Below are 18706 nucleotides of genomic sequence, written 5' to 3'. Positions count from 1 at the left end.
CCCGAGTGTAGCCGAGGGGGCCGACAGGCGGGGGGCTAGGGCGCGGGCGACGTGGCAGGCGCCCGCTGCGTGCGCACCCGCGGGCTCCGCGGCGGCGCGCGCACCGGCGTGGCGCCGGGCACCGGCCGGACCTCGACCTTGCCGATGGCGAGCCCCTCGAGCTGCGGCCGGACCGCGGCCGGCGTGCCCACCAGCACCAGCGTGGCGCGCGCGGGGTCGAGGTAGCGCTCGGCGATCCGCTGCACGTCGGCCGAGCCGACGTTCCGGACCGCGTCGGCGTAGCCGTTCCAGTAGTCGTCGGGGAGGCCGTGGATCACGAGCTCGGCGACGCGGCCGGCGATGCCGCCCACGGTGGCGAAGTCGGCCGGGAGCGAGCGGACGAGCGCGTTCCGCGCGTCGGCCAGCTCCGCGTCGCCGACCGGCTGCTCGCGCAGCTTGCGGATCTCGCCGAGGAGGTCGCCCAGCGCGGCGCCGGTCACCTCGGCCTTCACGTTGCCGTGCACGATGCTCACGCCGCCCAGGCGGCGCGCGTCGGCGCCGGCGCCCATGCCGTAGGTGTAGCCCTTCTCCTCGCGGAGCGTGCGGAACAGCCGCGACGACATGCCGCCGCCCAGCACCTGGAACGCCACCGTGGCCGCGACGTAGTCCGGCGAGGCGCGCGCCAGCCCGGGCATGCCCAGCATCACCAGCGTCTGGGGCGCGTCCGGCTTGTCGAGCAGCAGCGTGACGTGCGGCGCGGCCGGCGCGGGCGCGCGGGGGGCCGCCGCGGCGGTGCCCGCCGGCCACCTCCCGAGCGTCCGCTCGAGGAGCGGCCGCAGCTCGGCCTCTGAGACGTCGCCCACCACCACCAGCTCGGCGTTGGCGGGCCGCCAGAAGCGCGCGTGGAACCCGGCCAGGTCGGCGGGCCGGGTGGCCGCCACCGACGCCTCGTCGCCGAGCACGTAGTGGCCGTAGGGGTGGCCCTCACCCCAGTACGCCTTCAGGAACGCCTTGCCCGCGATGGTGGCCGGCTGGTCCCGCTGCTGGAGCAGCGTCACCTTGCGCTGGTCCTGGACGCGCGCGAAGTCCTTCGCGCGGAACGCCGGGTTCATGGCCACGTCGGCGAACAGGTCGAGCAGCTTCGGGAGGTGCCGCGAGAGCGACGAGCCGGAGAGCGAGGCCGCGTCCTGGCCGGCCCCGGCGCCGAGCGAGGCGCCCAGGAAGCCGACCTCGTCCGAGAGCCGCGTGGCGGTGCGGGTGCGGGTGCCGCCCTCGGTGAGCATGCTGGCGGTGAAGCTCGCCAGGCCCGGCAGGCGCGCCGGGTCGTTCACCGCGCCGGCGCGCACCACCAGGTTGAGCGCCACGATGGGCAGGCGCCGGTGCTCGACCAGCCGCACCCGCAGCCCGTTCGCGAGCGCGAAGTGGCGCTGCTGCGGGAGGTGCAGCTCGGGCGCGGCGCCGAGGGCCGGGAGCTGGCTGCGATCCGCGCCGGCGGGCGCGGCGGCGGCCTGCGGCGGCGCGGCGGGGGGCGCCGCGGGCGCGGGGGCCGGCCGCGAGCCGGCGCAGCCGAGGGCGGCGGCGAGGAGGACGGGGAGGAGGCGGAGGCTGCGCGTCATCGGGCGCTCCCGGCGGCGGCGCCGGCGGCGGCCGGCCTGGGGTGGACGGTGAGGACCACGCGCGCGTCCTTGCGCAGGAAGCGGCGGGCCGCCTCGGAGACGTCGGCGGGCGTCACGGCCCGGTAGCGGGCCAGGTCCTTCGCCAGGTACCCGGGGTCGCCGGTCCGCACGTAGTAGCCGGCCAGCGAGGCGGCGCGCCCGCCGAAGCCGCCCACCGGCTCGAGGCCGAACACCGCGCCGGCCTCGATCTTGTTCTTGGCGCGCTGCACCTCCTCGGCCGAGGGCGGCTCCCGCGCGATCCGCGCCAGCTCCTCGTCGATCTCGCGCTCCAGCCGCTCCAGCGGGATGCCGGGCTTCGGCGTCGCGACCACGAGGTACATGCTCGCGAGCGCCTGGCTCATCTGCCCGGCCGAGACGCCCTGCGCGATCTGCTCGTCCATCACCAGCCGCTTCACCAGGCGCGCGCTCTTCCCGTCGGAGAGCACGCTCGAGAGCACGTCCAGCGCCGCGTCGCCCGGCGCGAACACCCGCGGCGTCTGCCAGGCGAGGTAGAGGCGGGGGAGCTGCACCCGGTCGTCCATGGAGACGCGCTGCTCCGCCGTCAGCGGCTTCGGCGCCGGCGCCTGGTGCGCGGGCCGGGCCTTCCCCGGGATGGGCCCGAACCACTTCTCCACCAGCGCCCGCGTCCGCGCCGGGTCGATGTCGCCGGCGATGGCGAGCACGGCGTTCTCCGGCCCGTACCAGCGCTCGAAGAACTGCTTCACGTCGGCGAGCGTGGCGGCCTCGAGGTCCTCGTGCGTGCCGATGGTCTGCCAGTGGTAGGGGAACTGCGGGTCCCACAGGTTCGCGAGGAGCTTCTCGAACACGAGCCCGTACGGCTGCATCTCGTAGGACTGCCGCCGCTCGTTCCGCACCACGTCGCGCTGGTTGTCGAGCTTCTCCTGGGTGAGCGTGGGGAACATCCAGCCCATCCGGTCGGCCTCGATGAACAGCATCTGCTCGAGCGCGCCGGAGGGCACCTGCTCCCAGTACACGGTGCTGTCCGGGCTGGTGCCGCCGTTCGCCTCGCCGCCGGCCGCGTCCACCAGCCGGTCGGCCTCGCCCTTGGGCAGGTGGGCGCTGCCCTGGAACATGAGGTGCTCGAACAGGTGCGCGAAGCCGGTGCGGCCGGGCCGCTCGTCCTTCGAGCCGACGTCGTACTGAACGTGGACGCCGACGAGCGGGGCGGTGTGATCCTCGTGCAGGATCACGGTGAGGCCGTTCCCGAGGGTGAACATCGTGTACGGGATCTCCGGCGCGTCGCCGGGCGGCGGGGCGGCGGCCGCGGGCGCTGCGGTGAGGAGCGCTGCGACGAGGAGCGGGCTCGCGATCATGGCGCCTCGCGTTATATGCCGCGACCGGCCGCCCGTCACGGCCCGCCGGTGGTCAACCGGCCGGACATGCCCCCGCCCGCACGAGGCACGACGGGGCGGTCGTTGCGCCGGCGGCCGGCCGCGGTATCCTCGCCCCGGATGGCCCCCGAACCCTCCCCGCTCCGCATCCTGGTCGCCGAGGACGATCCCGCCGTGGCCCGGCTGTACACCGCCTACGCGCAGAGCCGCGGCCACACCGTCCTCGTCGCCCACGACGGCGCCGAGGCGTTCAGCGCGGCGGCCGACCAGGGGCCCGACCTCATCCTGCTCGACGTGGCCATGCCGAAGGTGGACGGCCGCGACGCGCTCCGCCGCCTGAAGGCCGACCCGCGGACCCAGGGCATCCCCGTCCTCGTGATCAGCGCGCACGGGTCCGACCAGAACCTCCGCGAGCTGATGCTCGGGCTCGGCGCCTGGGACGTGATGGAGAAGCCGGTGGATCTCCAGATCGCGTTCAACAAGGCCGAGCGGCTGGCGCGCCGCTGATCCACTGCGAACCCCCGCTCATCCCGAGCGTAGCCCGCCGCAGGCGGGCGGAGTCGAGGGACCGCCGCGGGCGCGCGAACTCGAGGGCCGCCCGCCGGCCTACCGCCCCGCCTCGATCCGCATGCCCTTCGGGATGATCACGATCCCGCTCTCGGTCACGTGGAAGTGCTTGCGGTCCTTCTCGTGGTCGAAGCCGATGGTGGTGTGCGCCGGGATGTCCACGTGCTTGTCGATGATGGCGCGGCGGATCCGGCAGTGCCGGCCGATGTTCACGTTCTCGAAGACGATCGACTCCTCCACCGTCGCGTAGCTGTTCACGCGGACCTTGGGCGACAGGATGGAGTGGTGCACGTGCGCGCCGGAGATGATGCAGCCCTCCGAGATCAGCGAGTCGGTGGCGCGCCCGATCCGGTTGTCGCGCTCGTTGTTGAACACGAACTTGGCCGGCGGGTAGTTGTACTGGACCGTGAAGATGGGCCACTCGTCGTTGTAGAGCGAGAAGACCGGGTCCACCGCCACGAGGTCCATGTTGGCCTGGAAGTAGGCGTCGATGGAGCCGACGTCGCGCCAGTAGCCGCGCTCGCGCTCCGTCTGCCCAGGCACCACGTTCCGCGCGAAGTCGTACACGTAGACGCGCTTGCGCTGGTACATCGAGGCGACGATCGACTTGCCGAAGTCGTGCGCGCTGGCGGGGTCGCCGGCGTCCCGGACGATCTCCTGCACCAGCGCCTCGGTGGTGAACAGGTAGTTGCCCATCGAGGCGAGGCAGCGGGTCGGGTCCCCGGGCATGGTCTTCGGGTCCGAGGTCGGCTTCTCCACGAAGCCGACCATCCGGCCTTCCGCGTCCACCTCGATGATGCCGAACTCGCTCGCCTCCCCCACCGGGATGGGCACCGCCGCCACCGTCAGGTCCGCCTTGCGGTCCTGGTGGAACGCCAGCATCTGCCGCGCGTCCATGCGGTAGACGTGGTCGGCGCCGAACACGAACGTGAAGTCGGGCTCCTCGTCGGTGATGATGTTGAGGTTCTGGTAGATGGCGTCGGCCGAGCCCTCGAACCACTTCGGGCCGACCCGCATCTGCGCCGGCACCAGCTCCACGTACTGGTTGAGCAGCGAGGTGAGCCGCCAGGCGCGCTGCACGTGCGTGTTGAGCGACTCCGACTTGTACTGGACCACCACCTTCATCTTGAGGATGCCGGAGTTCGCCATGTTCGACAGGACGAAGTCCACGATCCGGTAGCGGCCGCCGAACGGCACCGCCGGCTTGGCGCGATCGCGCGTGAGCGGGTCGAGGCGGCGCCCCTCTCCGCCGGCGAGGATCATCGCGAGCAGCTTCGCCATCGGTGACTCCGATCCAGGGTGGGGAACACCTCCGATGCTACGCACCGGCCCGGGGCAGGGCAAGGAAGCGGGCGCGCGGGCGGCGGCGCGATCCGGCCGGCGCTGCGCGCGCGCGCGCGCCTCGTCGGGGGGGACGCGCGGCGCGGCTCACGCCGGGCGGAGCGCCGGGCCGTGCGCCGCCTCGTGCGCGAGCAGCCAGCGCTTCACCTCCACGCCGCCGCCGTAGCCGCCCAGCCGCCCGCGGGCCTGCACCACGCGGTGGCACGGCACCAGGATCGCCACCGGGTTCTCGTGGTTCGCGCCGCCCACCGCCCGGGCCCCGCCGGCGGCGCCGAGCGCCTCCGCCACCTCGCCGTAGGTGCGGGTGTCGCCCCACGGGATGGCGAGGAGCGCCTCCCAGACCCGCTTCTGGAACGGGCTCCCCTGCAGGACGAGCGGCGGGAGCGAGGGCGGCCGGCCGGCGAAGTAGTCGTCGAGCGCCCGCGCCGCCGCGTCGAGGTGGCCGCGCGCGCGGGCCGACGGGCCGGGGTGCGACGGGCCGCGATCGCCGAAGGAGAGCCCGAACACGCCCTCGTCGCTCGCCTCGACCGTGAGGACCCCCACCGGCGAGCGGTAGCGCAGGCGCGCGCTCACGGCGCCCTCGCCCCGGCGTCCGCGCGGGCCGCGCCGTCGCCCGCGGCGGGCGCGGGCGCGCCGTGCCGGGCGAGCACCTGGGCGATCTCCAGGTTCACCCGGCGGAGCAGCTCCTGCTTGTCGCGGAACGGCAGGAACGCGCTCTTGAAGCCCTGCACCAGCACGGTGCAGAGGTCCTCCAGGGTGAAGCCCATCTCGCGGTGCGCCACCAGCAGCTCCTTCGTGACGGTGGTGTCGGTGATGAGGCGGTTGTCGGTGTTCACCGAGACCCGCAGGCCGAAGTCGAAGTAGAACTTGAGCGGGTGGCTCGCGAAGCCCTGCACCGAGCCGGTCTGCACGTTCGACGACGGGCACATCTCCAGCGGGATGCGGTGGTCGTTCAGGTAGTTGAGCAGGTCGCCGTTCTCGCGCAGCCGCACCCCGTGGCCGATGCGGTGCGCGCCGCACCAGTGCACCGCCTGCGCGATCGACTCCGGGCCGAACGCCTCGCCCGCGTGGATGGTCACGTTCACGTTGTTGTCGAGGATGAGCTGGACCGCGTCGCGGTGGCGGCGCGCCGGGTGACCCTCCTCCGCGCCGGCCAGGTCGAAGCCCACCACGCCCTTGCCCTTGTACGCGACCGCCAGCTCGGCGAGGCGCACCGAGGTGGTGGGATCGATGTGGCGGATCCCGCAGATGATCACGTTCGACTCGATCCCGGTCTCGCGCCGCGCCGCCCGGAGCCCGGCCAGCACCGCGTCCACGATGGTGGTGGGCTTCAGGCCCTTCCTGGTGTGCAGCACCGGCGAGTAGCGGACCTCGAGGTAGCGGACGTTCTCGGCGGCCGCGTCGAGCGCGAGCTCGTACGCGGTCCGGTACAGCGCCTCCTCGGTCTGGAGCACCGCCAGCGTGACGTCGAACGCGGTGAGGTAGTCCTCCAGCGAGGCGCACACCTCGCCCATGTGGATGGCCTTCGCCAGCCCCTCGGGCGTATCGGCGGGGAGCCGCACCCCCTGCTGCTCGGCGAGCGCGAGCACGGTCGCGAGCCGGACCGAGCCGTCGAGGTGGCAGTGCAGGTCGGTCTTGGGGAGGTCGCGGACCAGCGCCTCCGTCACCTGCGGGAGCGTCGTCGGGGCGGCCTGGGCCATGCCCGGATCATACGCCGCCTCCGCCCCGTGCGGAGGGACGGGTGGGGGCCGCCGCCCGGCGAGGTGTGCCGGCGCCCGGGCGAAGGGGGCAGCGCGCTAGAAGGCTCTCCGGAGGAAGCGCGCCAGGACGCGCTTGTCGCCCACCGAGGCGAACCGGACGGTGGCCTTCGCGTCGGCGCCGCCCGCCTCGCAGGCGAGCACCACGCCCTCGCCGAGCGACGCGTGCGCCACCCGCTCGCCGCGCGAGAAGGCGGCCGCGCCGGCGTCGCCGCGCTGGTCGAACGAGTAGTCCACCGTGGGCTCGCCGCGCGGGGCCGCCGGGCGCGCGCGGGGCGCGGACGCCGGCGCCCGGGGCAGGTCGTCGCCGTCGAGCTCGATGTGCGGCTCGCCCTCGAGCGCGCCGGGCAGGCGCCGGATGGTGGGCGGGCGCGCCACCGCGGCCGCCTGGGCGGCCTCGCGCGCGCGCACCTCGCGCGCCACCGCGTCGCCGAACAGCTCCGGCGGCAGGTCGCGCAGGAAGCGCGAGGGCTCCATGTTCCGGTAGGAGGGGCCGCTCTCGCCGTAGCCGATGCGACGGCGCGCCAGCGAGAGCGTCAGCCGCCGCTTCGCGCGGGTCATGCCCACGTAGCAGAGGCGCCGCTCCTCGTCGAGCGACTCGTCCCGCTCCGACGCGGTCTGGTCGGCCCAGGGCCGCTCGTACGGCAGCGTCCCGTCCTCCATCCCGGCCAGGAACACCGCCTCGAACTCGAGCCCCTTCGCCGCGTGCAGCGTCATGAGCGCGACCCGCCCCTCGGGCGTGGCGGCGTCGGCCTCGCCGAGCAGCGCGATCTGCTCGAGGAAGCGCGCCAGCGGCGGCGGGCGCACCTCGTCCGGATCGCCGGGCGGCGGCTCGCCGGCGATGGACTCGTCGAACTCGCGCGCGGCGGCCACCAGCTCGGCCAGGTTCTCGGCGCGCTCCACCGCCTCGTCGGTGTGCTCCTCCTCGAGGCGCGAGAGCATGCCGGAGCGCTTCAGCACCTCCTGCACCGCCACCCCGGCGTCGAGCGCCGGCACGTCCGCGGCGAGCCCCGTCACGAGGTCGTGGAACTCGGCCAGCGCGCGGCGCGCCGCCGGCTTCAGCTCGGCCACCGCGTCGCGCTCCGCCACCGCCTCGACCAGCGGCACGCCCCGGGCCGCGGCGTGGGCCCGCAGCCGCTCCACCGTCTTCTCGCCGATGCCGCGCGGCGGGCGGTTCACCACCCGCTCGAGATCGAGGTCGGACGCGGGCGAGAGCGCGAGGCGCAGGTACGCGGCCGCGTCCCGCACCTCGGCGCGCTCGTAGAAGCTCGTGCCGCGGACGATGACGTAGGGGATGCGCGCCGCGCGCATGGCCGCCTCGAGCGGCCGCGACTGGGCGTTCGTCCGGTACAGCACCGCGATCTCGTCGCCGGAGGTGCCGCGGCCGCGCTCGGCCGCGACCGCCCGCGCGATCCGCTCGGCCTCGGCGCCCTCGTCCTCGCCGACGAGCAGCGCCAGCGGCGCGCCCGCCCCGGACTCGGTCCACAGCCGCTTCTCGCGCCGCCGCCGGGCCCGCGAGATCACCGCGTGCGCCGCGTCGAGGATGGTGCGGGTGGAGCGGTAGTTCTGCTCCAGCTTCACCACCTTCGCGCCGGGGAAGTCGCCGTCGAAGCCGAGGATGTTGGAGACGTCGGCGCCGCGCCAGCGGTAGATGGCCTGGTCGTCGTCGCCCACCACGCAGACGTTGCGGCGCGGGCCGGTGAGGAGCTGCAGGAGCCGGTACTGGACCGGGTTCGTGTCCTGGAACTCGTCCACCAGCAGGTAGCGGAAGCGCCCCGCCCAGCGGGCGCGCAGCGCCGCGTCCTCCTCCAGCAGCCGCACCGGCCGGAGCAGCAGGTCGCCGAAGTCCACCGCGCCGGCGCGCGAGAGCGCCTGCTCGTAGCGGTGGTAGACCTCCTTCGAGCGCGCCGCGTCCGGATCGAGGCCGGCGACCTTCACCTCGGCGGCGCGGAGCGCCTGGTTCTTCCAGCGGTCGATCTGCGAGAGGACCCGGCGCGGGGTGAGCCCCTCGGCCTCGTCCAGGCCCACCTCCGCCAGGATCCGCTTCACCAGCCGGAGCTGGTCGTCGTCGTCGTAGATCGCGAACGAGGGCGGCAGGCCGGCCCGCGCCGCCTCGCGGCGCAGGAAGCGGGCTCCGAACGCGTGGAAGGTCTGCACCCACAGCTCGCGCGCCAGCGGGCCGAGCAGGCGCTCGAGCCGCTCGCGCATCTCGCCCGCGGCCTTGTTGGTGAAGGTGACCGCGAGCACGTGCCACGGCACCACCCCGCGGTCGCGCACCAGCCGCGCGATGCGGTGCACGATGACGCGGGTCTTGCCGCTGCCCGCGCCGGCCAGCACCAGCAGCGGGCCGTCGTCGTGCAGCACCGCCTCGCGCTGGGCGTCGTTGAGATCCTGGAGGAGGTCCTCGGCCACGGGGGCCGGAAGATAGCCCAACGCGGCGGTGCCCGCAGGGGCCTTCGCGCCCCTCGCGGCGAAGCCGCCCGCGGGGACCTCGCGCGAGCCCGCGCACGCGGGCGCGCGAGGTCACGGGCCCCGCGCAGCAGGGTGGGGCCCCGCGGAGCTCCGCTCCGTGGGGCGGGGCGCAGCCCCGTTCAAATGCCCACCGGCACCGGCGCCGGGACCGGGGCGGGCTCGAGCGGCGCGCCCGGCGCGTGCCGGCGGCGCAGGGCGGGCGGGGCGGCCGGCGCCTTCCCCGGATAGCGGTAGTCGTACTCGACGCGGTCCACGTGCTCGAGCGCGGGCGCGCCGTCCTCGGCGCTCGCGAGCCGCACCGCGCGCGTCCAGGCCACCCGCCGCGGCACGAGGGTCGCCGGATCGGTCACCAGCACCAGCGTGCTCTCGGCCTGCAGCTCGCCGCCGTCGCGGCCGTGGGCGGCCGGCACCGGCACCGGCGCCTCGGCGCCCTCGGCGAGCCGGGCCCGGAGCGCGGCCGCGTGGCGCGCCAGCGCCGCGGGCTCGGGGGTGGCGTGGAGCACGATCTCGACGCAGCGCGCGGCGCGCTCCGCGGCGGCGCAGGGCACGCGCCGCCGCACCGCGAACTCGACCGACGCCGGGCCGCGGACGCCGGGGAGGAGCGGCAGCTCCGACTCCGACGGCATCACGTACTCCTGCCCCAGCACCAGGTCGGCGTCGATCCAGAACCCCACCGACAGGTTCCAGAGCTCCTCCGCCTCGCCCCGGGCGCCGGCCTCCGCGCGCGCCACCGCGCGCTCCGCCTGCGCGCCCTGCACCCCCGCGCCGTCCACCAGGCTGCGCAGCGCCGGGCGCAGCGCCTCGGCGCCCTCCAGCGCGGCGAACGCGCCGTCCGGCCCGATGCGCTGCACCAGCTGCTCGGAGGCGTGCAGCGCCTGCCGCGCCACCGCCGGCGCCCAGGGGAGGTCGCCCTCCCAGGTGGTGCCGCGGGTGGAGATGGCCAGCCCGGCCTCGCCCGCGCCCGCGGCCGCGGCGCGCTGCCGGTAACGCGCGGTGAAGACCGAGGGCGGCGCGCCGGTGCGGACCCGGGTCCGGCGGCAGGTCACCTGCGCGTCGAGCGGCGCCGGCCAGGCGAAGCGCAGGCGCACGACCTCCGGGCCGGGCGCCCGCGGCGCGGCGTCTTCCGGCGGGGACGCCTCCGGGGACGGCGCCGGCGCGGCGCCGCCCGCGGGCCCGTCGGCCTGCGCCGGCAGGGCGGCGAGCGCGAGCGCGAGCGGGAGCGCGAGGATGCGGCGTGCGGCGGCCACGGGGCGGGCAGGCTACCACGGTCGCCCGGGGGCCGCAGCCCGGAGGGCCGGCGCGCGCGCGCTGCGTCCGGGCGCGACCGGCGGTACATTGGGCCCGTGGCGGCGCCGGTGCGGATCGTGCCCCTGGGCGGGCTCGGGGAGATCGGGATGAACTGCATGGCCGTCGAGTGCGACGGCCGGATCGCCGTGGTGGACTGCGGCGTGCTCTTCCCGAACGAGAACCTGGGCGTGGACCTGATCGCGCCGGACCTCTCCTGGCTGCGCGAGCGGCGCGAGCAGGTGGGCGCGGTGTTCCTCACGCACGGCCACGAGGATCACCTGGGCGCCCTGCCGTTCCTGCTCCGCGAGATCCCGGTGCCGGTCTACGGCACGCGCTTCACGCTCGCCTTGCTCCGGCCGCGGCTGGAGGAGGCCGGCGTGCGCGCCGACCTGCGCGAGGTCCGCCCCGGCGACGTGCGGCCCGCCGGCGAGGCCTCGCCCATCGCGGCCGAGTTCCTGGCGGTCACGCACTCCATCCCCGACGCCTGCGGCCTGGCGCTCTCGACGCCCCAGGGCACGCTGCTCCACTCCGGCGACTTCAAGATCGACCCGGCGCCGGTGCGCGGCCCCGGCATGGACCTCGACCGCATCGAGGCGCTCGGCCGCAAGGGCGTGCGGCTCCTGCTCTCCGACTCCACCAACGCGGAGCGCGAGGGCACCTCGCTGTCCGAGTCGGAGGTGGGCCCCGCGCTGGAGCAGGCGTTCGAGCGGGCGCGCGGCCGGGTGTTCGTGGCCTGCTTCGCCTCCAACGTCCACCGCCTGCAGCAGATCGTGGACGCGGCGCGCGCCTTCGGCCGGCGGGTCGCGTTCCTGGGCCGCTCGATGGAGGCGAACGCGCGGCTCGCGCAGGAGCTCGGGTACCTCGAGCTCCCGGCCTGGATGCCGGTGTCGCCGGAGGAGGCGCGGACGCTCCCGCCGCGCGAGCTGTGCGTCCTCACCACCGGCACGCAGGGCGAGCCCCGCAGCGCGCTCGCGCGCCTCGCCCGCGGCGAGCACCCCGACCTCGCCGTCGCGCCGGGCGACCTGGTGGTGCTCTCCTCGCGCTTCATCCCGGGCAACGAGATCGCCATCGGCCAGGTGGTGAACGAGCTCTGCCGGCGCGGCGCCGAGGTCGCCTACGAGGGCCTCGCCCCGCTCCACGTCTCCGGCCACGCGCAGGCGGACGAGCAGCGCCGCCTCATCCGGCTCGCCCGCCCGGCCCACTTCGTGCCCATCCACGGCGAGTACCGGCACCTGTCGCGGCACGCCGCCCACGCCGCCGCCGAGGGCGTGGCCGGGCGCGACGTGCTGGTGGACGGGCAGGTGCTGGAGCTCGCCGACGCGGGCGTGCGCGTGCTGGAGGCGCCGGTGGCGACCGGGCGCGTGTACACGGATCGCGACGCGCTGCTCGGCGCGGACATGGGCGCGCTGGTGGTGCGCGACCGGCGCCTGCTCGCCGAGACCGGCCTGTGCATCGCGGTGCTGGCCATCGAGCGGACCACCGGCGCGGTGGTGCGCGGCCCGGAGCTGTTCGCCCGCGGCGTGGCCGGGTTCGAGGGGGCCGAGGAGGAGCTGCGCGGGGAGGTGCTGGCCGCCCTCGCCGAGCTGTCGCCGCAGGCGCGCACCGATCCCGCCGAGGTGCAGGAGGCGGTGCGCCTCGCGGTGCGCCGCTTCTTCCGCCGGACCACCGGCAAGAAGCCCCCCGTGCTACCGGTGGTCCTGGAGCTGTGAACCGGGCGGCCGCCGCGCCGCCCCGAGCCTGGAGGAGCCAGCCGTGCCGAGCTTCGACGTGGTGTCCGAGGTGGACCTCATGGAGGTCGAGAACGCGTTCAACCAGGCGCGCAAGGAGATCGCGCAGCGCTTCGACTTCAAGGGCACGCACACCGAGCTGGAGCGCGACAAGGAGCAGAACGTGCTCATCCGGGCCGGCTCGGAGGGCCGGGCCGAGGCGGCGCTGCAGGTGCTCATGGAGAAGCTGGCGAAGCGCGGCGTGGCGCTCGAGTCGCTCGACCCGCAGAAGCTCGAGCCGGCCTCCGGCGGCCACGTGCGCCAGCTGGTGAAGCTGAAGCGCGGGCTGAAGGTGGAGGACGCCCGCAAGATCGTGGCGAAGGTGAAGGAGAGCGGGATCAAGGTGCAGGCGGCCATCCAGGGCGAGGCGGTGCGGGTGACCGGCAAGAAGCGCGACGACCTGCAGGCCGCCATCCACGCCATCCGCGCGGCCGGGTTCCCCATCCCGCTGCAGTTCCAGAACTTCCGGGAGTAGCAGCGCCGCGCGCCTCCCTCCCCCGCCCTGGGGAGGGGGCTGGATTGCCCCGGGCCCCCCGGTCTGTTAGATCGCGCGTCCCCATGGCCACCCGCGTCTACATGCACACCCTCGGCTGCCCGAAGAACCGGGTGGACAGCGAGGTGATGCTCGGCACGCTCGCCGAGGCCGGCTACCGGCTGGTGCAGGACCCGGCGAAGGCCGAGGTCATCGTCGTCAACACCTGCGGCTTCATCGAGAGCGCGAAGGAGGAGTCGGTCGAGGCGATCGTCGAGCTCGCCGACCAGAAGCGCGAGGGGCGGTGCCGCAAGCTGGTGGTGACCGGGTGCCTGGTGCAGCGGCACGCCGAGGAGCTGGCCCGCGAGCTGCCCGAGGTGGACCACTTCCTCGGCACCGGCGCCTACCAGGACGTGGCGCGGATCGTCTCCGACGCGCAGGCGAAGCGGCTGGTGGTCCCCGACCCCGACTTCGTCCACTCCGCCGCGACGCCGCGGGTGAACTCGCTCCCCTCGCACACCGCGTACCTCAAGATCGCCGAGGGCTGCGACAACGCCTGCGCGTTCTGCATCATCCCGAAGCTGCGCGGCGGGCAGCGCTCGCGGCCCATCGACGACCTGGTGGCCGAGGCGGCGGCGCTCGCGGCGCAGGGGACGGTGGAGCTGTCGCTCGTCGCGCAGGACCTCACCGCGTACGGGCAGGACCTGCCCGGCAAGGTGCGCCTGCACCACCTGCTCCCCGAGCTCGCCAAGGTGGACGGCCTCCGCTGGATCCGCCTCCACTACGCCTACCCGCGCGACGTGCCCGACGCGCTGGTGGCCGCGATGGCCGACGAGCCCAAGATCGTGAAGTACCTGGACATGCCGCTCCAGCACAGCTCGGACCGGCTGCTCCGGGCCATGAAGCGCGGGCGCGACTCGGTGTTCCTGCGCGACCTGCTGGCGCGCCTGCGGGCCCGGATCCCCGGCCTCGCGCTGCGCACCGCGCTCATCGTCGGCCTGCCCGGCGAGACCGAGGCGGACTTCGAGGACCTGCTCCGCTTCGTGGAGGAGCAGCGGTTCGAGCGGCTCGGCGTGTTCGAGTACTCGCCCGAGGAGGGCACGCCCGCCGCGGAGATGGCGGACCAGGTGCCCGACGCGCTGAAGCGCGAGCGCCGCGACCGGATCATGGCCGTGCAGCAGGGCATCTCGCGGGCGCACCAGCAGGCCATGATCGGCCGCCGCCTCGAGGTGCTGGTGGAGGGCCGCGCCGAGGAGACCGAGCACCTGCTCGCCGGCCGCCACGCGCAGCAGGCCCCGGAGATCGACGGCCTCACGTACGTCAACGACGGCGTCGCCTACCCCGGCGAGATCGTGACCGTGGAGATCACCGACGCCGCCGAGTACGACCTCGTCGGCCGCGTGGTGGCCCGCGATCCCTCGCGCGCCGCCCGCCCGCTGCCCGCCGCCCCGCGCCCGCCGCCGCCTCGGCGCAAGGGCGGCCTCAACGTGCTCGGCTAGCCGGCGCCCGCGTCACCCCTCACCCCCGCCCCGCCACCCGTCGTCGAGCAGGTCCTCCGCCCGCACGTGGTCCGCGAGCTGCCGGTCGGTCAGCAGCACGTGCTGCCGCAGCCACTCGCAGAGGATCCCGGCCAGCTTCACCGCGTGGTGCGACTCCGGGCCCTCGGCGGCGATGCGCGCGGCGAGCTCCTCCACCTGCGCGCGGAAGTGCGCGTGCTCGGCCGCGTGGAACGCGCGCCCGGGGTACCGGCTGCGCGCCATGAGCCGCGCCTCCGCGGCGAAGTGGACGTCCACGTACGCGCGGAGGAACGCGACCACCTCGGCGAGCTCCTCTCGGCCGCGGCGCTCGCCCATGGCCGTGACGAGCCCGTTCACCCTGCGGAACAGCTCCTGGTGCTGTGCGTCGATGTCGTCGATGCCGACCGCGAGCCGCGCGGTCCATTCCATGCCCATGTGCGGAGACCCCTCGGCCGCACCCCGTGCAAGCCTCCGGCCCATTTCACGGTTCGTCCGCGCGGCTCCCGCACCGCCGCGAAATCCCTCGATCGCGCCCGGGCGCCGCGGGCGCGGCCCGCGCAAGACGTGCCGGAAGGCGCGACCTCCGGGTCACGCCGTGCGTCGCGGGTGACTCGCCCGGCCGGGGGAGCCGACGATGGCGGGCGCGCCCGGCGGAGGCGGGCGGGCCGCCGCGGGCGAGGACCGCTAGTGCTCCCCGTACCGCTTCTCCCCCGCCTCGATGCGGACCGGCAGGACGTTCTCCGGCGTGGGGAGCGGGCAGGTGGCGAAGGCGGAGAACGCGCAGGGCGGGTTCACGGCGCGGTTGAAGTCGAGCACCACCTTGCCGTCGCGCGGCGCCTCGGCGGACAGGAAGCGTCCGGCCCCGTAGGTCGCGTCGCGGGCGGTCGCGTCCTTGAACACGAAGAACAGCCCGCCGTCCTCCTCCACCGTCGGCTCGAGCGCGACCTCCCGGCCGTCCACGGTGAAGCGGGCGCGCCCGGGCGCCAGCTCGCGGGTGGCGACGCCGATGACGCTCGGCACCTCCACCTCGCGCGGCGCCGGGTACGCCTCCCACCGCGCCTCGATCCGCCAGCGCGGATCCGGCGGGTAGGCGTCGATGCCCCGGAACCCGGTGCGCGCCGGCGCCGCCGCGTCCCACACCCGCACGGCGAACCGGCCCGAGCGCTCGATCACGGCCAGCGTCACCGAGGCCCCGAGCTGGACCCGGTCCGGCTCGCCGGCGCTGTCCGGCGCCAGCGCCCGCCGCTCCAGCGGCGCGCCGCCGAGCACGTACCCGTCGGACCGGGCGGCGGCGAGCGTCACCCGGCCGCCCTCGAGCGTGAACGTGCCCGGCAGGCCGGGGATGCGGTTCTCGCCCGGCTCGAGCCAGTGCAGGCCGGTGAGCGCGAGCCAGCCGGTGGGCATCCGCAGCCGCTCCTCGCGGCGGTCGTGCCACCCCTTCCACTCCGCCGCGAACGCCGGGTCGGCGGGCGGGCGGCTCTTGCACGCCGCGAGCACGAGCGTGAGGAGGACGAAGGAGAGCGGCGCGAGGTTCCCGGGCATGGCCGGGTGTTAGCCCGGCCGGCGCTCCGGCGCCACCGCGGCCGCGCGCGGCGCCGCCTCCCCGCCGGTCCGGGCCGGGGCGAGCCGCGCCTCGAAGCTGACGGTCCAGCCCGGCGTGTCCACCAGCGCCACCCCGCCGCCGTGCGCCTCCGCCACCAGCCGGCACAGGTACAGCCCCAGCCCGGCGCTGGTCCACTCGCGCGCCTCGCCGGGCGCGAACTTCTCGAACAGGTGGGCGCGGATGGCGGGTGGCACCGGCGGCCCGGAGTTCCGGACCGCGAGCCGCACCCCCTCCCCGTCCGCCTCGCCCGCGAGCTCGATCCGGTCGCCGGTCCGGCAGTGGCGGAGCGCGTTCGCGACCAGGTTCTCGAGCAGCCGGCGCGACAGGTCGCGGTCGAGGCGGACCACCAGGTCGTCCCCGCCGCGCACCGAGATGGTCACGCCGCGCTCCCGCGCGTGCGCCGCGCAGCTCCGCGCCACCGCCTGCAGGAGGTCCTCGATCGCCACCGGATCCGCGGCGAGGCGGGCCGGCCCGGTCTCCAGGCGCGAGATGGCGAGCAGGTCGCCGATCATCTCGGCGAGCCGCTGGCCCTCGCCCTCCGCCTGCGCCAGGTCCTCGCGCACCTGCGCCGCGTCCGGCTGCCCGCGCAGCTCGACCTCGGCGAGGCGCAGGTACTGGAGCAGCGCGGCGAGCGGGTTCTTGAGGTCGTGCACCATCAGGCGCACGAGATCGCGGGCCTGGCGGTGCGCGGTGATCACCTCGTCGCGCTGCGCCAGCGCCTCGGCGTTCGCGCGCGCCAGCGCCTCGCCGTGGGCCCGGCACAGCGAGGCGGTGTAGCTCTCGGCCGCGAGCCGGGCCCCGAGCGCCGTCGCGCGCAGCGTGTTCCGGATGGCGACGATCGCGGCCGCGGAGAGGATGAGGCCGACCAGCAGCACCAGCCGCCAGGACACGCCGGAGTGCGCCGCGAGCGCCATCTGGTTCGCGATCGCGATCACCGAGAGCGCCGCGGCCGGCGCCGGCGGCAGGGCCACCGCCGCGAACAGGATGACCATCAGCATCATGCCGTTGCCGGCGCCGGCCGCGATGGCGAGCGCGAGATCGCCGCCCGCCAGCGCGACCACCCGCCAGCTGCCCACCGCCACGAACGCGAGATCGACGGCCGCCGCGGCGAGCGCCACCGCCTCCCAGCGCCACCGGCGCCGCAGCAGGACCAGGACGCCCACCGCGACCGCCAGGTACGCGGCGCTCACGCGGAGCGCGGCGGCGTGCCACGCGGCCGTGCCGTGCCAGCCCGGGAGGTAGACGAGCAGGATGGCGGCGCGGAGCGCCACGCGCATCCAGGCCACCGCCTCGGCGCTGCGCCTCCGCGCCTCGCGCACCGCGTCGGCCACCGCCGCGCGGAGCGCCGCGTCCGCCACATCGAGCATCCGGAACCCCCGCCCGCCATCATAACGGGGTGCGGGTTTGCTCGGGGTGCGTCACCCGGCGCGGCGGTCCGCCGCCTCGCGCGGGCGGCGGCCGGTCACCGGCGCCGGCCGCCGAACATCGACCCGAGGATGCCGCGCATGATCTCGCGGCCGAGCTGCGTCCCGGCCGCGCGCATCGCGCTCTGCGCCATCTTGCCCAGGGCCGAGGCGGCCTCCGAGCCGACGGTGCGCGGCGCGGCGGCGGGGCGGCCGGCGGGGGAGGGCGGCCCGGCCGTCACCGCCTCGGCGCGGCGCTGGAGGCGCTCGTAGGCCGACTCGCGATCCACCGGCGCGTCGTAGCGCCCGCGGAGCGGCGAGGACGCCATCACCTGCGCGCGCTCCTCCGCGGTGAGCGGGGCGAGGCGCGACCGCGGCGGCAGCACCCAGGCTCGCTCCACCGGGTGCGGCGTTCCCTTCTCGTCGAGGAACGAGACCAGCGCCTCGCCCACGCCGAGCTCGGTGATGGCGCGCTCCACGTCCACCCCCGGGTTGGCCCGGAACGTCTCGGCGGCGGCGCGCACCGCCTTCTGGTCGCGCGGGGTGAAGGCGCGCAGCGCGTGCTGCACCCGGTTGCCGAGCTGGCCCAGCACCGCGTCCGGCACGTCGAGCGGGTTCTGGGTGACGAAGTAGACGCCCACGCCCTTCGAGCGGACGAGCCGCACCACCTGCTCGACCTTCTGCCGCAGCTCGTCCGGCGCGTCGTCGAACAGCAGGTGCGCCTCGTCGAAGAAGAACACCAGGCGCGGCTTCTCCGGGTCGCCCACCTCCGGGAGCTGCTCGAACAGCTCCGAGAGCAGCCACAGGAGCAGCGTGGCGTAGAGCGTGGGCGCGCGGATCAGCTTCTCGGCGTGCAGGATGGTCACCTGGCCGCGGCCGGAGAGGTCGGTGCGGAGCAGGTCCTCGAGCGCCAGCGCCGGCTCGCCGAAGAGCCGGTCGCCGCCCTGCGACTCGAGCGCGAGCAGCGCGCGCTGGATGGCGCCGACGCTGGTGGGCGACACGTTCCCGTAGCGCGCGCGGAGCGCCGCGGCGTTCTCCGAGACGTGCTCCAGCATGGCGCGCAGGTCCTTCAGGTCGAGCAGCAGCAGCCCGCCCTCGTCCGCCACGCGGAACGCCACGTTCAGCACGCCCGCCTGGACGTCGTTCAGGCCGAGCACGCGCGCCAGCAGGAGCGGCCCCATCTCCGAGATGGTGGTGCGGAGCGGGTGGCCGGCCTCGCCGTACACGTCGAGGAACGCGACCGGGCAGGCCTCCAGGGCGAGCGCGACGCCGAGCTGCTCGGCACGCTCGACGAGCTTCGGGGCCTCGCCGCCCGGGCGCGCCAGGCCGGAGAGGTCGCCCTTCACGTCGGCCAGGAACACCGGGACGCCGAGCCGGCTGAAGCCCTCGGCGAGCACGCGGAGCGTGACGGTCTTGCCGGTGCCGGTGGCGCCGGCCACCAGGCCGTGGCGGTTCGCCAGCCGGGGCAGCAGGGCGAGGTCGGTGAAGGCGCCGCCCGCGCGGGGGGCCTTCGCGACGAGGATGGGGTCGGGCAT

General features: G+C 75.7%; 15 protein-coding genes. 4 read left to right on the top strand and 11 right to left on the bottom strand.

The genetic code is table 11. From position 1 onward, the window contains the following. Positions 1-35: 35 nt before the first annotated feature. Together ADEH_RS00545 and ADEH_RS00540 are read right to left on the bottom strand one after the other, a co-directional pair. Entirely contained in the window at positions 36-1595 is a 1560-nt protein-coding gene (locus ADEH_RS00545) for a M16 family metallopeptidase (protein WP_011419163.1), read from the bottom strand. Further along, complete coding sequence (locus ADEH_RS00540) at positions 1592-2968, bottom strand: M16 family metallopeptidase (protein ID WP_011419162.1); 1377 nt, start codon at positions 2966-2968, stop codon at positions 1592-1594. The genes ADEH_RS00545 and ADEH_RS00540 overlap by 4 nt, the downstream gene beginning before the upstream one ends. Positions 2969-3106: 138 nt before the next feature. On the opposite strand from ADEH_RS00540, the gene ADEH_RS00535 reads away from it, so the two are divergent. Then, entirely contained in the window at positions 3107-3493 is a 387-nt protein-coding gene (locus ADEH_RS00535) for a response regulator transcription factor (RefSeq protein ID WP_011419161.1), read from the top strand. 99 nt (positions 3494-3592) lie between these two features. Here the strand turns inward: ADEH_RS00535 and glgC are convergent, their stop codons facing one another. The 5 genes from glgC to ADEH_RS00510 all read right to left on the bottom strand — a co-directional run bounded on the left by glgC (position 3593) and on the right by ADEH_RS00510 (position 10370). Beyond that, on the bottom strand, positions 3593-4834 hold the full coding sequence (gene glgC, locus ADEH_RS00530; RefSeq protein WP_011419160.1) for a glucose-1-phosphate adenylyltransferase: 1242 nt from the start codon (positions 4832-4834) through the stop codon (positions 3593-3595). A gap of 147 nt (positions 4835-4981) precedes the next feature. Next, entirely contained in the window at positions 4982-5467 is a 486-nt protein-coding gene (locus ADEH_RS00525; RefSeq protein ID WP_011419159.1) for a methylated-DNA--[protein]-cysteine S-methyltransferase, read from the bottom strand. Next, positions 5464-6594: an adenosine deaminase gene (gene add / locus ADEH_RS00520; RefSeq protein WP_011419158.1), complete on the bottom strand. Its 1131-nt coding sequence runs from the start codon at positions 6592-6594 to the stop codon at positions 5464-5466. The genes ADEH_RS00525 and add overlap by 4 nt, the downstream gene beginning before the upstream one ends. A 96-nt stretch (positions 6595-6690) precedes the next feature. After that, positions 6691-9084 carry an ATP-dependent helicase gene (locus ADEH_RS00515; RefSeq protein ID WP_011419157.1) on the bottom strand — a complete coding sequence of 798 codons (2394 nt, stop codon included), beginning with the start codon at positions 9082-9084 and terminating at the stop codon, positions 6691-6693. A 158-nt stretch (positions 9085-9242) separates the two neighbouring features. Further along, on the bottom strand, positions 9243-10370 hold the full coding sequence (locus ADEH_RS00510; protein ID WP_011419156.1) for a hypothetical protein: 1128 nt from the start codon (positions 10368-10370) through the stop codon (positions 9243-9245). A gap of 96 nt (positions 10371-10466) precedes the next feature. Here ADEH_RS00510 and ADEH_RS00505 point away from each other — a divergent pair, with 96 nt between their 5' ends. From ADEH_RS00505 to rimO, 3 genes are all read left to right on the top strand, one after another. Then, positions 10467-12119: a ribonuclease J gene (locus ADEH_RS00505; RefSeq protein WP_011419155.1), complete on the top strand. Its 1653-nt coding sequence runs from the start codon at positions 10467-10469 to the stop codon at positions 12117-12119. 43 nt (positions 12120-12162) lie between these two features. Next, positions 12163-12651, top strand: a complete 489-nt coding sequence (locus tag ADEH_RS00500) for a YajQ family cyclic di-GMP-binding protein (RefSeq protein ID WP_011419154.1) — start codon at positions 12163-12165, stop codon at positions 12649-12651. Between the two features lie 83 nt (positions 12652-12734). Then, positions 12735-14147 carry a 30S ribosomal protein S12 methylthiotransferase RimO gene (gene rimO / locus ADEH_RS00495; RefSeq protein WP_041453235.1) on the top strand — a complete coding sequence of 471 codons (1413 nt, stop codon included), beginning with the start codon at positions 12735-12737 and terminating at the stop codon, positions 14145-14147. A gap of 12 nt (positions 14148-14159) precedes the next feature. Here the strand turns inward: rimO and ADEH_RS00490 are convergent, their stop codons facing one another. The 4 genes from ADEH_RS00490 to ADEH_RS00475 all read right to left on the bottom strand — a co-directional run bounded on the left by ADEH_RS00490 (position 14160) and on the right by ADEH_RS00475 (position 18706). Next, positions 14160-14594 carry a bacteriohemerythrin gene (locus ADEH_RS00490; RefSeq protein ID WP_232287397.1) on the bottom strand — a complete coding sequence of 145 codons (435 nt, stop codon included), beginning with the start codon at positions 14592-14594 and terminating at the stop codon, positions 14160-14162. 255 nt (positions 14595-14849) lie between these two features. Then, the gene (locus tag ADEH_RS00485) at positions 14850-15707 is read right to left on the bottom strand and encodes a DUF1684 domain-containing protein (RefSeq protein WP_011419151.1); all 858 of its coding nucleotides are present in this window, start codon (positions 15705-15707) and stop codon (positions 14850-14852) included. Between the two features lie 9 nt (positions 15708-15716). Next, entirely contained in the window at positions 15717-17135 is a 1419-nt protein-coding gene (locus tag ADEH_RS00480) for a sensor histidine kinase (protein WP_011419150.1), read from the bottom strand. A 95-nt stretch (positions 17136-17230) separates the two neighbouring features. Further along, positions 17231-18706: a helicase HerA-like domain-containing protein gene (locus ADEH_RS00475; RefSeq protein WP_011419149.1), complete on the bottom strand. Its 1476-nt coding sequence runs from the start codon at positions 18704-18706 to the stop codon at positions 17231-17233.

Origin of the sequence: Anaeromyxobacter dehalogenans 2CP-C (assembly GCF_000013385.1) — a bacterium.
GTDB lineage: Bacteria > Myxococcota > Myxococcia > Myxococcales > Anaeromyxobacteraceae > Anaeromyxobacter > Anaeromyxobacter dehalogenans_B.
This window is presented reverse-complemented; position numbering and strand designations above follow the sequence as displayed.